The sequence below is a fragment of the Streptomyces sp. NBC_00316 genome (assembly GCF_036158715.1).
In the GTDB taxonomy this organism is placed as follows: domain Bacteria; phylum Actinomycetota; class Actinomycetes; order Streptomycetales; family Streptomycetaceae; genus Streptomyces.
The window spans coordinates 102250-115491 of the sequence record NZ_CP108024.1; the positions used below are offsets into that span (position 1 = coordinate 102250).

The following is a 13242-nucleotide window of genomic DNA, read 5'->3' on the forward strand; positions in this document are numbered from 1 at the left end:
GGTCCATCTCGGCCACACCAGCCCGGAACGAAGGCCAACAGGCCGGCAGCCAAAACGTCCGGCTGGAACCCTGTGCCGTTCGGAAACTCATCGCTGCTGGTCGTAGGGGGTCTGGCGCGCCCTTACGGTCTGCTGGAACCCTGTCTGGGTGATCGTCTCGTTGGTGTATCGGGTGGCTCGGAAGCTCCTCGCGGTCCCGGCGGTGCTGCTGCGCAGGGACATGGCCAAGGACGCGAAATTGCTGGTGTTGCGCCACGAAAACGCGGTGCTGCGCAGGCAGCTCACCGGTCCTGTGCGGTACGAGCCAGCGGATCGGCTGTGGTTCGCGGCGCTGTCGTCGCTGATCCCCCGGCACCGGTGGGCGCAGGTGTTCCCAGTGACGCCCGCGACGCTGCTGGCGTGGCACCGCAGGCTGATCGCCAAGAAGTGGGACTACAGCAAGCGCCGGAGCAGGCCCGGGAGACCGTCGACCGCGAGCACGGTGAAGGCGCTGGTGGTGCGGCTCGCGAAGGAGAATCCGCGCTGGGGCTGCCGACGGATCCAAGGGGAGCTCGTCCGGCTCGGACACCCGGTCGGCTCGACGACGGTCTGGGAGATCCTCACCGCAGCGGGCATCGATCCAGCTCCACGCCGCAACGGCCCGACGTGGCGAGAGTTCCTGACCGCGCAAGCCCAGGGCATCATCGCCTGCGACTTCGTACACATCGACCTGGTCGACCTGCGCCGCGTGTACGCGCTGGTCTTCCTCGAGCACGGCACACGCCGACTGCACATCGCCGGCGTGACCGCCCATCCCACCGGATGTTGGACGGTGCAGCAGGCGAGAAACCTCGCCGTCGAGTTGGGTGTACGGGTCGACTCGCTGCGTTTCCTGCTCCGCGACCGGGACGCGAAGTACACCGAGTTCTTCGACGCGGTCTTCGCCGCCGACGGTATCGAGGTCGTGCGGACCGCTCCGCGCGCCCCTCGGATGAACGCGCACTGCGAGCGGGTCGTTGGCACCCTGCGCCGCGAGGTCCTCGACCACCTGCTGATCTGGAACGAGACCCACGCCCGACAGGTCCTGCACGCCTATGCCCGGCACTACAACGGTCATCGTCCGCATCAGGCCCGGGGGCAACTCCCGCCCCTCGCCTGCGAGCACCCGGAGCCCATGGTCACCCCGACCGCTCACCGGCTCCTACGCACTCGTCTCCTCGGCGGCGTGGTCAACGAGTACAGATGTGCGGCCTGACCAGCGGCGACGAGTTTCCGAACGGCACAGGAACAGCGGCGCCGATCGCGCTCCGGCCCAGGTCAGCGGCATCCCGCACGGCCCCGGCCGGGGCAAGACCCGATGGGTCGTCGAGCGCACCTTCGCCTGGCTCCACCAGTTCAAACGACTCCGCATCCGCTACGAGATACGCGCCGACCTCCACCAAGGCCCGCTCCAACTCGCCTGCAGCATCATCTGTTTGAGGCGACTCCGAACCGCATTCTGAAACGATCAGTGAGCATGGCCGGACCAAACCCGCCCCCCTGGCCCTCCTCGGCCTGACGTGATCAAAAATGCGAGGCCGAACCATGCCGAAGCCCTGGGAGCCCACCCGACACAACAGCCGGATCACTCACCTGCCTGCCAGCGCCCCGACAAGCCAAACGGCCCGACGGGCGAACCGCCGGACCGCTTTGGAAGATCAAGATCCGAAAGTGATGATGTAGACGGGGCTCTTATAGCTGCCCTCGTTGTGCACTACCGGACAGTTCGTCTCCTGCTTGCTGTCCTTGGTCTTGACTTGAATTCCACAGAAGGGCGAATCGTCCCAGTCGAGCTGGTTGAAGTTGCTGAGCACGGGGATGTTGTCCCCCCCGTTACCGGTGTCAGCGCTGGCCACGCCGATGCCGGCGAAGAGGATTCCGCAGGTGGCTACGGTCACCGCGGCAATCTTCTGGACGTTCCTCATATGTTCTCCTCCGCTGCTCTGCCCCAGATCGGGTAGACACATGGAGAACGATGCGCGAAAGGGATCAGAGCGTAACGTCATTCATGCATTGATCACTCCCACAGCCGTACAAATCATGAAGCTGCTGGACGACCCGAGCGGGCAAGAGGCGTCGTTGCCCGTCGCGCCATCGCACCCACGGCGTCTTCGGCAGGCTGGCATGAAAGTGCGGTGGGTCCGCTGCCGCTGAATCGGCGGGTCCTTCACCGCTGGGCTCACTTGGCGCGCTGTCCGACACGGAGGACGCTCAGGTAACGGCGTGGTGCTCGGTCGCCCATCCGCGTGCGGATACGCTCGGCGACGGCGTCGAGCAGGGGCTCGCGGACGTCGCGGTCGAGCCTGCGGTACAGCGACAGCGAGCGAAGGTGATCGGCAAAGCCGTCCCCGTTGAACCACTGAACGGTCGGGCACCAGCGCACGATCGTCGGGCCGAACAATCCTCCGGGATCGTCGACCAAGCCCCAACCCTTGTCGGTGGTGCGCACGTCGTCCTCCAGGGGAGGATGACCCCAGCCGGGGTTCCCGGGGCAGAACCGCTCGTGGAGATCGGCGGTCTCGGCATACACCTCCGGCTCTCCCGGTCGGCGTACAACGACGTGGCCGAGCAGTGCCATCCAACCTCCGGGAAAGAGCACGTCGTGCGCTCGTTGCCAGCCGATCGACGGCACGACCCAGTGCCACGACGACGCAGCCACAAGAACATCGAAGCGGCGACCGCGGTCGTCCCACTCCTCGAACGTCGAGGTCTCGACTTCGACGTTGCCGAAGACGGCCATCCGTTGGCGAGCGAGGGCGGCCATTTCTTCGCCCGGCTCGATGGCGGTCACTGAGCATCCGAGCGCCGCCAGCGAGTGCGTGGCCTGGCCGGTACCGCAGCCCACCTCCAGCACCGACGACGTTTCGTCCATGCCGGTGACGGCGACAAGGTCCGCGAACAGCTTGTCGGGGTATGCCGGCCGGACCCGGTCGTAGAGTTCCGGCACCTCGTTGAACACCCGGCCGAGGTCATGTCGATTCGGGCGCGTCTTCGGGTCATCTGTCACGAGCGCACAAGCTATGAGGCTCGTCCATGGGGACGCCACTGTTTTTGCGGCAACTCCTCGACAGAAGCCGTGCCGGTCTTTCCTGTCTGCTCCGCCAGCATCGTTCGGTCGGAAATCCCCCTACGGGCAGCCGTCAAGAGCGCCCGCTCTCCCATCCGACCGCATCGCGGCGGACTCCCGTCCGGTCGTCGAGCAGGTTCTCGGCGATGGTCGCGTAGCGGCTCGCGGCGGTACGGGACAGGTTGAAGACCAGGGTGAGGTGCAACGGGTCGGCGCCGACGAACAGTACTTCGTGCAGTACCCGGTTGCCGCGGATGCGTTCGAGGTAGACGCCCTGGTGCAGCAGGTGCCGCTTGAGGTATTCGGCACGGACAGGCTCAGTTTCCAGGGCCGTCTTTGCGTTGATCGCGTCGGGTGCGGCGCTCTCCATCACGTCCTCGGCCGCTTTGCCGGCCCGATCGCTGATCAGTTCAGCGGCGAAGCGCTGGACCGTCTCGTCGTCGACCCCGTCGCAGGCGGCCGGGCTCTCGCTCTTCTTTACCGAGTCGGCCGTGTCGCCTGCGGCTATGGCCTCATCGAACGCTTTGGCCATGGCGGCCTTGCAGGCGGCGACGTCGGCTTTGGCCCCGCAGCCCGTGAGGGCGAGCAGGGTGGCCGGGGTCACTGCGACGGCGCTGAGTCGGGTGCGCATGGTCCCCCTGGGATGGGTGCGGGTCCGCATCATCGCAGGGGCGCCCTGTCAGGTGCAGGGGTTCGGGCCGGCCCTGCGGACCGCGGCGGCGAAGTAGAGGGAAGCGGCTACGCCGCACGATCTGGCCACGTAAGGCGCGCGAGCGAGGCGCTCCGCTTCGGCCCCACGCGGTGCGGGCGTTGAGCCCGTCATGACCGCACCTTCGGGTCGATGGGGAGCTGGCCGCCGGTAACCATTCGGGTGTAGATGCCCAGCCAGCGCTGGGCCTCGGCCTTGCCCATGGGCGGGCTGCCCATGCTGAACTCGGCGAGGGGCGCAGAGCAATAGTCAATACTTGTGGATCTGGTGATTAGTGGCCTGCTCGCTCCTATTGGAGCAGGCGGGCTGCGGTCTGGGCGGGACTCTCGTCGTGGGTGTAGATCGTCCGTGTCGCCACCTGTTGTGTGCCTGGGTCGTCAAGCCAGTGGGCGAGGAAGTCGTGTCCATCGACGATCCAAGTTGCTCCCTTGCTGGCCGTGCAGCGTTGTCGTAGGACGGTCAGCGAGGTCTCCCGGTCGGGGTGCGGGCAGGACTTGGACGACGTCTCGACAGTGGCGCAATGCTTTGCGGACCATGGCCAAGTGCTCGTGATGGGTGTAGCTGGTATGGCCTGCGCCCAGGGCGATGACTGCGCCGGGATGGTCGGCGACGACACGCACCACGGCGTGTGCCCGAGCCGGCTCCCACTCCGCCTCGGCCGCGAGACGTCCAACGATGGCGATGCGCTCGCGGAGTTTGGGCATGCTCCACCCCGCCTGCAGGTAGTACCCGTGGGCAGCGGCGTCCAGATCGATGAACGGTCTTTGCGCCTTGGCGGCGATTTCTCGGCCGAGGGTGGTCTTGCCCGTGCCGGCTGGCCCGACCAGCACCATCCAGGGGGCGTCGGTGCCTGCAACGTGGCTCATGCGGCGGTCACCTCGTCGCGTTCGATGAGTGGCGTCGGCGGTGTGCACTTCTTCCCAGGCCGTCGCGTGTCCCGTCGAGTCGCGTGGCCTGAGTGCGGATGGTCAGGGGGTGGGCCAGGACCTCAGCCGATCGGCGATGTCGTACGCGTCCATGCGCAGGGTGCGGATGTCGTTCGGTGTAGTGCCAGACGCGGGACCGCCGCAGCGTGTGCCGCCCCCGCACCGCTGGGCGGGGGCGGCACACGTCGTCGGAGCGCGAAGCGGTTATACGCGCGCCCCGTTGTCGAGCGGGTCCCGGCGTTTCGCTCCTGCGCCGGACGTGCGTCCGGAGGCGCGCTTGCGGGCGGGCGGCGGGGTCTTGGCTCTCTTCTCCAGGGTGAGCGCGACCGGTACGGCGGTCAGGACGGAGGAGTACGTGCCGACGCAGATGCCGATGAGCAGGGCGAGCGCGAAGTCCTCGAGGGAGTCGCCGCCCAGCACGGCGAGGGCGGCCAGGATGAAGAGGGCCCCCATGCCTGTGTTGACGGTTCTGGGCACGGTCTGCAGGACGGCACGGTTGGCGATGGTCGTCACGGATTCTCGGCGTGCCATCGCCCACAGTTCGCGGACCCGGTCGAAGACGACCACCGAGTCGTTGACGGAGTAGCCGATGACGGTCAGGAGTGCGGCCAGGAAGATGCCGTCGACGGTGCGGCCGAGCCAGGCGAACGCGCCGACCAGCAGGACGACGTCGTGGACGAGCGCGGCGACCGATGCGAGGGCGAACGTCCAGCGGAACCGGACCGTCAGATAGGCGAGTTGTACGAGCACGGCGACGGCGAGCGCAATGAGGGCGTTGCGCCGCAGTTCGTCGCCGAGGCTGGGGCCGATCAGTTCGTCGCGGACCTTGGTGGTGTCGCCGCCCGCCTCGGCGAGGGCGGCACGCAGGGCGTGCTCCTCGTGGTTGTCGAGGTCTCCCGTGCGTACGGAGAGGTCGCCGGCTCCCGCCGTGGTCACCTCGGCGTCGCCGAATCCCGCTCCGGCCAGGACGGTGCGGGCGGTCTCCACGTCGACGGGCCGGCTCGTGGAGTACTCGACGAGTCGGCCGCCGGTGAACTCCACGCCCAGGTCGACACCTCGTTCGACGATGCCGAGGACCGCGACGGCGATCAGTACCGTGGAGATCAGCAGCCAGCGGCGAGGGGACCGGAACAGTTGCGGGTCACGGCGGGCCAGCCAGGTCCGTACCCGTCCGGGGCGTGCGATGCCGTTGACGCCCCGGTAGTCGCCGACGAATCGCGAGTGGGACGCGATCTCGGTGAGGGCGCGAGCGATGACCAGCGCCGAGAACATCGACGCGAGAACACCGATGGCGAGCGTGACCCCGAAGCCCTTGACCGGTCCGGAGCCGAGGAAGAAGAGCAGACCGGCCGCGATCAGTGTGGTCAGGTTGGAGTCGGCGACCGCGCTCCAGGCGTTACGGAACCCGGCGGTCATCGCGGAGCGCAGGGAACGGCCGGACCGTTCCGCGTACTCCTCTCTCGCACGTTCGAAGACCAGCACGTTCGCGTCGACCGCCATCCCGATGGCGAGGACGAATCCGGCGAGTCCGGGGAGGGTGAGGGTGACGCCGAGGGCGACCAGTGCGGCGTACGAGATGACTCCGTACGCGGCCAGGGCCATCGCGGCGAGGGCGCCGAAGAGCCGGTAGACGAACGTGATCAAGAGGACGGTGGCGGCGGCACCGATGAGGGCCGCCCGGGCGCTGGCGTCGATGGCGGCGGCGCCGAGCGTCGGGCCGACGGTCCGCTGTTCGACGAGCTCGACGGGGAGGGGCAGCGCGCCGCCCTTGATGAGCAGCGCGAGATCGCGGGCCTCGTCGGCGCCGAAGGAGCCGGTGATCTGCGTGGAGCCGGACGGCAGGCCGACGTTGCAGCCGACGGACGGGGCGACCTGGGGCGAGGAGATGACCCGGTCGTCGAGGACGATGGCGACCCGTCGCCGTTCGTCCTGAGCGGGATGGCAGGCGGCTTCGCCGGTCAGCCGGGTCCAGTCCCGGCCCGCGTCCTTGTGGAAGTCGAGGGCGACGGTCCAGCCGGCGCCCTGCTGGGCATCGAAGGAGGCCCCGGCGTCCTTGACGCCCGCGCCGGTGAGCCGGGCCTGGCCGAGCGCGAGAAGGCGGCCCTCCTCGTCGGGCAGCGTCAGCCCCGCGGCCTTGCCCTTCTCCTGTTCCGTGCCCGGGCCCCGGACGGCGTGGAAGCTGAGCTGGGCGGTCCTGCCGATGACTTCGGCGGCCTTGCGCGGGTCCTGGACGTCGGGCAGTTCGACGATGATCCGGTCCTCCCCGGACCGGGTCAGGGTCGGTTCGGAGACGCCGAGCGAGTCGATGCGCCGGCGCAGCACCTCGAGAGTCCGGTCGGTGCTTTCCCGGTCCGCCTTCGCGGTGGCGGAGTCCTTGGCCTGGAGCACCATCCTGGTGCCGCCCTGAAGATCGAGGCCGAGTCTGGGTGACATGGTCAGCGTGATGAGCACGGAGACGAGCAGCACGGCCGCAGCCAGGACCGCTCGCACCGTGGTGGCGCGAGTCATGGAAATCCTCCGAGGGACGCCGGCCGTCCTCATCTCGGCGAGGACGTGCCGTCAGATCTGTCGAGCAGAACGGTGGCCGAGGGAACGGTCCGTCCTCGGAGGGCCCCGTACGCCGGGGAGCGCCACGCGAAAGCGGTCGGTTGCGAAGGAGGGGGCGTCCGTGGTCTGTTGCCGAGCGGGAAGCGGTACCTGGACCCGGAACGGCCCCGGCAACAGGGCGCCGCCGGGGCCGGGCGGCGGGAGCTGGTGCTGGATGCGGATGTGGTCGGTGGCGACCCAGGGACGGGGTACTGCCGGGAGGTCCGTGCGGTCGTGGCCGGTCGCCGTGGCCGTGGCCGTGCGGGTCCACCGGGTGTCGTGCGGCGGGCCGGGGCGGGCGGTCAGGTCGGTGCGCCGGGCGGGCGTCGGGGCGGCGGGCGTGTGCGTGGTGGCGGACTCAGGACCGGACAGGGAGCGTGACGGGGTTACGCCTCCGGCGGCCGCGACGGCTGCGGACGCGCCGCCGACGACGGTGAGCACGACGAGAAGGAGCACGACGAGCGTTTGACGGGCTGCCGCCGCGCGCCCTCGGCGGACCGGGCTGTCCATCCACCGTCGCAGGGGTGTGTACCCCGGGGACGCCCCCGGGAAGGTGGTCACCTCACCGGGCCGGGCAGGGCGGGTGCCGCGCCGGCCTTCCGGAGCGCGGAGTCGAGGATCAGTCCCGCGCCGCGGACCACCGTGGTGGCCGGGTCGTCAGCGAGCCGCACCGGAACCCCGAGGCGGACCGCGATCCTGTTGGTGACGTCGGGGCGCAGCGCACCGCCGCCGGCGAGCAGCGGCCCCTTGCGCAGGGCTCCGAGGACCGCGCCGTGCCGGTCCTGCCGCCACATCTCCATGATCATGTCCAGTGCGGTGCGCACGACGGCGGTGGGCGGCTCATCGGGTCCGAGGTCACTGAGCCCGGTCTCGGCCTGGCGGGCGTCACGGACCATTCCGTCGACCAGGAGGGTGACTTCGGTCAGCTCGGCGCCTATGTCGACGACGAGCAGCGGGCCGCCGTCCTGCGGTCCGGCGTAAGCGGCAGCGGCTCTCGCGCTGTCCAGCACGATGATCCTCGTCGGCCCGAGTGCGGCGAGCATCTCCCGCACCTCGGCCCGGTGTTCGGGCCCGGCGAGTACCGGGTGGCTGAGGACGATCAGGGTCTCGCTCCGGTCGGCGCCCAGAGCCGTGCCGGCGATGCGGCTGAGAATCCGGCCGCAGGACTCGGGGTCGACGATGCGCCCGCGCCGGACCGGACGGCCGTGACCGGACCCGCCCCCGGGATCGCCGGTGGACTCGACGTCGGTGACGATGCCGAGTCCGGGGATCCAGGCGCGGGTGCAGGAACTGCCGAGGTCGAGGGCGAGTCCGCGGGTGGCACCGCGGTATCCGTTGCGGATGGACCGGCCGTGCCGCCGTCCGTCGTGCGGAGAATGCATCGTCCCTCATCCCCCGGCCTGCCTCAGCAGCCGTTCACACACACGTCGACCCGCTGATAGCGAGGCACGACCGAACCCTCACTATGCAATAGGAAGGCAAAGAAAGCCACTCTCAGGCAAAATCCAAGGGATCGGCGCGCCCGTCCGTCCACCCCCGCGTACGGGCGCCCGAGTGGTCCGCCCCTCACACCTCCGACGGCAGGAACTCGGCGATCAGCTCGGCGAACTCGTCCGGTGCGGCGATCCGTACGCCGAGGACCTCAGCCTTGGTGCGCTTGGACCCGGCCTTCTCCCCTGCGACCAGCAGCGTGGTGCGCTTGGAGACGCTGGACGAGGACTTCCCGTCGGCCCGCTCGATCAGTTCGTTCATCTGGTTCCGCAAGAGCTTCTCCAGCACCCCGGTCATGGCTCCGGTGACCACCACCGTCATCCCGTCCAGCGGCCGCTCGGCCGCCGCCTCGCCGTCCGCGGCGCCGGCGGCGCCCTCCGCGTCCACCTCACCGGGCTCCGGCGGCAGCGGACTGGCCAGGGCTTATAGGGCGTAGTCGTGTTGGACGACAACTTCTCGGGTACGAGCGGCCACGGTCTCCGCGGCCAGCTCCAGGGCAGGAGGAATGGACCGTTCGCGGCCTGGAGAGCGCGGTCTTCAGGAACTCATCGACGGTCTGACCAGCCGTCGCCGCGGTGCGCATCTCCCAACGCTCTCCGGGGCCGCCGAACAACCTACGGAGGCGGTTTTCGAACAAGCTCGCTGGCGCACAGGGCGGGCCGCTGGCTGGCGTTCGCACCCCTGCGTCGTGGGGTCAGCGATTACGTCGCAGAGCGGCCCAGCTTCCCCAGCCGGCAGCGGCCTCCACTGAGGTCCATTGGCCTGGAAGGGCAGCCGCGACTTCTTCGGATGACAGGTACAGAGGGCCGTCCTGCCCGAGCTGATTGATCCACAGCAGTACACCGTCGTGCGCCAGCACGCGGGCCAACTCGCGGGGGAACAACAGCATGTCGATGGCGGCGACGACCGACACCGTGGCATCGGCACTTGGCAGGGCACTGGCATCGGCGCGCACGCGGATCGGCGAACGTTCGGCGGCCTGGCGAAGCATCTGCTCGGACAGGTCGATGCTGATCACGGTGCCGAATGCTGCCGAGAGCGTGGGCGTGAACAGGCCGGTGCCGGAGCCGATTTCCAGGCAGGTGCCGTGGGGGAAGGGGCCGCCGCGAGCGAGTGCGTCGTGGAGGGGATCGTCACGGCCGGTGGCCTGGTCACTGTCCCAGGAGCCGGCGAGCTGGTCGAACAGGTCGGAGAGGAAGCCGGCTGTTTCGGTGGTCCAGGGGCGCCGGCCTGCTGCCAGGTCGCGGGCGAAGGCCCGGAATGCCGCTGCGGTGTCGTTCTGCGGTGACGGTTTGCCGTCAGGGCTGGGCAGGATGCGGGGCAGCAGAGGGCTCATGGGACCAGTCGAGCACTGACTGGGCAGCGCCGGAATCGGCCTGGGGGTGGACACAGTGCCCCACCCCCAGGTGGATGTTGCGCTCAGCCATGGTCGCCGTGGTCGTGGCGCGTAGTGGGTGCGCCGCCCATCATGCGGAGCATGTCCCGCCCGCCGGTGCGGAAGAACCGGAAGAGGAGGGCGGCGGCCAGGGTGAGGAAGGCGATGTTGAGCCAGGTGGTGTAGTTCCAAGTGATGCCTTCCATGGGGACCTTGGCGTCGGCCTGATCAGGGATGAGACCGAGGCCGCCGAACACGAACTCCACGATGTAGCCGGCGATGACCATGGCGAGATAGAAGGTGCCGAACAGGAAGAGGGCCATTCTTGCGCCGTAATACTTCCGGTAGATGTTGAGGATGGGCAGGATCAGCAGGTCGGCGAAGATGAACGCGACGACGCCACCGAAGCTGATGCCGCCCTTCCACAGCACCACCGCCAGCGGCACATTCCCGATGGAGCAGACGAACGACGCGATCGCGACGAGCGGGCCGATGATGGGCCCCCACAGTTTGGCTGCCAGTGGGTGTCCGTCGAAGAAGAACGCGCGCCAGAACGAGTCCGGCACCCAGGCAGCGATGGCCCCCGCGATGAGCAGTCCTATCACCAGGTCGCGCAGGATCGCGGCCCACTCCATGACGAACACGTGACTGGTGGAGGTGAAGCCCTCGCGTGAGAGCAGGCGTCGGGCGAAGGACCCTTCACGCTGCACGGACATGTCCATCGCCGCGTGCCCTTCCATCGAGCCGGCGATTCCGCGTTCGGCCTGCTCGCGGGCCTGACGCAGGAGCTTGTCGCGGAGGAACAGCCGGAACAGGACCGCCAGCACGACGATCATGATGGGCCCGCCGATGAACTCGGCCGCGGTGAACTGCCAGCCCATCAACAGGGCGAGGATCACGCCGAGCTCGACGACGAGGTTGGTGGAGGCGATCTCGAAGGCCATCGCGGCGGTGAAGTTCGCGCCTTTGCGGAACAGGGAGCGGGCCAGGGCGACGGCGGCGTAGGAACACGAGGAGGAGGCCACGCCGAGGCCGGAGGCGATGGCGAGGGTGCGGGGGCGGTCATCGCCGAGCAGGGAGACGACGGTCGTTTTGCGGACGACGGCCTGGACCACGGCGGACAGGGCGAACCCCAGGATCAGGGCCCAGGTGATCTCCCAGGTCATGGAACCGGCGATGGACAGCGCGTGCAGTACGGCGTGCATAGCGGAAGCCTTCCGGCAGCGGTACGTCCTGGGGCACCGACACGGCCAGCCCGGCTGGTGTCGTCGTGGCCGGAGGTGCGGGGCGCCGCCGGACGGGCGGCGCCCCGCAGGGGGTTCAGCCGACGTTCAGGGTGAGGGCTGCGGTGTGGAGCTTGCCTGCGGTCTGGAACTGCAGGAACAGCCGCCAGTTCCCGGCCGTGGGCAGTTCGGCGTGGAAGGACAGTTCCGGACCGCCGTGGTCGCCGTTGACCTTCGTGGTGGGGTGCAGGTGCGCGAATGCCTGGTCGCCCTCGTGGAAGGCGGTCAGGTGAGCGTAGGTGTCCAGGTACGGCTGAAGGTCGGTGACGGGCTTGCCGTCCTTGGTGACGGTGACCGTCAGCGGGTGGGCCATGCCGGCCATCGGCTTGCCCTTTACGGTGACGTCGTACCCGTCGACCTCGGTGGAGTCCGCCGCCGCCGGCAGCGGGGTCTTGGCCGCCTTACCGGGGACGGTGACGGTGCGGCTGAGGACGAAGTCCTTGCCCTTGCTGCTGCCGCTGTCGGGGGTGAAGGAGGCGAACATGCGCCACGAGCCGGGTGCGGGGGAGGCGAGGTCGGCGCTCCAGGTGCCGTCGGCGGCCATGGTCGGGTGGACGTGCTGGAAGCCGGTCAGGTCCGAGCAGATGGCGTAGAAGTGCATCCGCTTGGTCTGGTCGAGCGCGAAGTCGGTCACCGGCTTGCCGTCGGGACCGGTGACGGCGAACCGGTAGGCACTCTGCTTGTCCGTCGGCAGGCTGGCGTCCCGGTTGGTGAGGCGGTAGCCGTCCTGGGTGTCGGACAGACCGTTGCCGGCGGCCATGTGGTCCATGCCGGTCATGTCGCCCATCGAGGGCGACGCGCTCGCCGAGGCGGACGCGGAGGACTTGGCGCCGTGGTCCATGCCAGGCATCGAGGAGTCGCCGGAGGAGCCGCACGCAGCCAGCGTCAGCGCGAGAGCGGCGGCGGTGCCTGCCGCCGCGAGGGCCCGACGGCGCAGGGTGGAACGAGAAGAAACGAACATGAAGGTGGGTCTTTCCGGGTGGGCGCGCCACACCGGGGCGGCGCGCGGGGTGAGCAGGACGAGAATTGCCGGGCCCGGTCCTCACAACCGGGTTCCGGCGCGTCCTGTCACGTCCGCGCGATACACACCTGGAGCAGCAGACTTCGCCCGCCGGACGGCGGTGGTCCGCGCCGCCCCGTACGGCCGAGAGCCCAGGGCCGGCCCGCGAGGTAGCCGGCGGCGAGGATCGCGGCGACGGCCACCAGTCCGCCGATCGGCAGCGGGGTCTTGTCGCGTGCAGGGGTGGAGACGCACAGGGCACCGTGCATAGCCGCTGTGTCGGCCGCCTGCTGGGCGCCGGAATGCGCCATGACCGGTGGCGTCATGGATTCCATGGCGACCGCCGTGGGGGCTTCGTGCATCGCGGCCGGCGCGGTCATCTCGCCGTGGCAGCCCCCGGCGGCAGTGGCCGGTGCGCCGTGCATGAGGAACAGGCCGAGCAGGACCGCGCAGAGCGCCAGCAGCCGGGCGACGCCCCGCCTGCGGGTCTGTCCCGTGCCTGTCACTGCTGCATCCTTCCTCAGTCCTTGAGCGCTCCCGTGTCGGCGCCGCCCGGACGACGGTACCCCGTCCGGGTACCTGGCGCTCCTTCGGGCGGTACGGGCGTGCAGACCGTCCGCGACCAGGGCAGCGGAGCCGATCATGCGTCTGGTGCGGCTGCGGTAGCGGGCCACCCACTCGTTGCCGATGAAGTACTGCGGCCGCCATAGCTCGCTGGTCAGGAAACTGCTGCGCGTCCCAGGGGCCGACCGGGCGCGGATGCGTCGACGGACTCCGTCGCCGCGCG

At 69.4% G+C, this 13242-nt stretch carries 12 protein-coding genes and 3 pseudogenes; 2 read left to right on the forward strand and 13 right to left on the reverse strand.

The features are described 5' to 3' along the window. Positions 1-148 precede the first annotated feature (148 nt). Complete coding sequence (locus OG878_RS39755) at positions 149-1234, forward strand: integrase core domain-containing protein (RefSeq protein ID WP_328891610.1); 1086 nt, start codon at positions 149-151, stop codon at positions 1232-1234. A gap of 67 nt (positions 1235-1301) precedes the next feature. Beyond that, positions 1302-1481, forward strand: a pseudogene (locus OG878_RS39760) (transposase); the annotation flags it as partial. Between the two features lie 195 nt (positions 1482-1676). Here OG878_RS39760 and OG878_RS39765 read toward each other — a convergent pair. The 13 genes and pseudogenes from OG878_RS39765 to OG878_RS39825 all read right to left on the reverse strand — a co-directional run. Further along, positions 1677-1943, reverse strand: coding sequence for a hypothetical protein (locus OG878_RS39765; RefSeq protein WP_328891611.1), 267 nt, complete (start codon positions 1941-1943; stop codon positions 1677-1679). Between the two features lie 254 nt (positions 1944-2197). Continuing rightward, positions 2198-3025 (reverse strand): class I SAM-dependent methyltransferase, encoded by an 828-nt coding sequence (locus OG878_RS39770; RefSeq protein WP_328891612.1) that lies wholly within the window; start codon positions 3023-3025, stop codon positions 2198-2200. Positions 3026-3158: 133 nt separating this feature from the next. Next, entirely contained in the window at positions 3159-3716 is a 558-nt protein-coding gene (locus OG878_RS39775) for a hypothetical protein (protein ID WP_328891613.1), read from the reverse strand. A gap of 455 nt (positions 3717-4171) precedes the next feature. Then, the gene (locus OG878_RS39780; protein ID WP_328891614.1) at positions 4172-4660 is read right to left on the reverse strand and encodes a shikimate kinase; all 489 of its coding nucleotides are present in this window, start codon (positions 4658-4660) and stop codon (positions 4172-4174) included. A gap of 264 nt (positions 4661-4924) precedes the next feature. Further along, the gene (secD, locus tag OG878_RS39785) at positions 4925-7228 is read right to left on the reverse strand and encodes a protein translocase subunit SecD (RefSeq protein WP_328891615.1); all 2304 of its coding nucleotides are present in this window, start codon (positions 7226-7228) and stop codon (positions 4925-4927) included. A gap of 51 nt (positions 7229-7279) precedes the next feature. Beyond that, entirely contained in the window at positions 7280-7762 is a 483-nt protein-coding gene (locus tag OG878_RS39790) for a hypothetical protein (RefSeq protein WP_328891616.1), read from the reverse strand. 101 nt (positions 7763-7863) lie between these two features. Next, positions 7864-8688, reverse strand: coding sequence for a rod shape-determining protein MreC (locus OG878_RS39795; RefSeq protein ID WP_328891617.1), 825 nt, complete (start codon positions 8686-8688; stop codon positions 7864-7866). A 184-nt stretch (positions 8689-8872) separates the two neighbouring features. Continuing rightward, positions 8873-9202: pseudogene (locus tag OG878_RS39800) on the reverse strand (BRCT domain-containing protein); the annotation flags it as partial. A 289-nt stretch (positions 9203-9491) separates the two neighbouring features. Next, on the reverse strand, positions 9492-10133 hold the full coding sequence (locus OG878_RS39805; protein WP_328891618.1) for a class I SAM-dependent methyltransferase: 642 nt from the start codon (positions 10131-10133) through the stop codon (positions 9492-9494). An 83-nt stretch (positions 10134-10216) separates the two neighbouring features. Then, positions 10217-11377: a permease gene (locus tag OG878_RS39810; protein WP_328891619.1), complete on the reverse strand. Its 1161-nt coding sequence runs from the start codon at positions 11375-11377 to the stop codon at positions 10217-10219. Between the two features lie 115 nt (positions 11378-11492). Continuing rightward, entirely contained in the window at positions 11493-12416 is a 924-nt protein-coding gene (locus OG878_RS39815) for a hypothetical protein (RefSeq protein WP_328891620.1), read from the reverse strand. Positions 12417-12523: 107 nt separating this feature from the next. Continuing rightward, the gene (locus tag OG878_RS39820; protein WP_328891994.1) at positions 12524-12961 is read right to left on the reverse strand and encodes a hypothetical protein; all 438 of its coding nucleotides are present in this window, start codon (positions 12959-12961) and stop codon (positions 12524-12526) included. A 90-nt stretch (positions 12962-13051) separates the two neighbouring features. Then, positions 13052-13147 (reverse strand): annotated as a pseudogene (locus OG878_RS39825) (cation diffusion facilitator family transporter); the annotation flags it as partial. Between the last annotated feature and the right edge of the window lie 95 nt (positions 13148-13242).

Coding starts and splice junctions, on each gene's coding strand:
- OG878_RS39765 (WP_328891611.1), bottom strand. CDS start 1,943: ATGAGGAACGTCCAGAAGATTGCCGCGGTGACCGTAGCCACCTGCGGA.
- OG878_RS39775 (WP_328891613.1), bottom strand. CDS start 3,716: ATGCGCACCCGACTCAGCGCCGTCGCAGTGACCCCGGCCACCCTGCTC.
- OG878_RS39780 (WP_328891614.1), bottom strand. CDS start 4,660: ATGAGCCACGTTGCAGGCACCGACGCCCCCTGGATGGTGCTGGTCGGG.
- secD (WP_328891615.1), bottom strand. CDS start 7,228: ATGACTCGCGCCACCACGGTGCGAGCGGTCCTGGCTGCGGCCGTGCTG.
- OG878_RS39795 (WP_328891617.1), bottom strand. CDS start 8,688: ATGCATTCTCCGCACGACGGACGGCGGCACGGCCGGTCCATCCGCAAC.
- OG878_RS39805 (WP_328891618.1), bottom strand. CDS start 10,133: ATGAGCCCTCTGCTGCCCCGCATCCTGCCCAGCCCTGACGGCAAACCG.
- OG878_RS39810 (WP_328891619.1), bottom strand. CDS start 11,377: ATGCACGCCGTACTGCACGCGCTGTCCATCGCCGGTTCCATGACCTGG.
- OG878_RS39815 (WP_328891620.1), bottom strand. CDS start 12,416: ATGTTCGTTTCTTCTCGTTCCACCCTGCGCCGTCGGGCCCTCGCGGCG.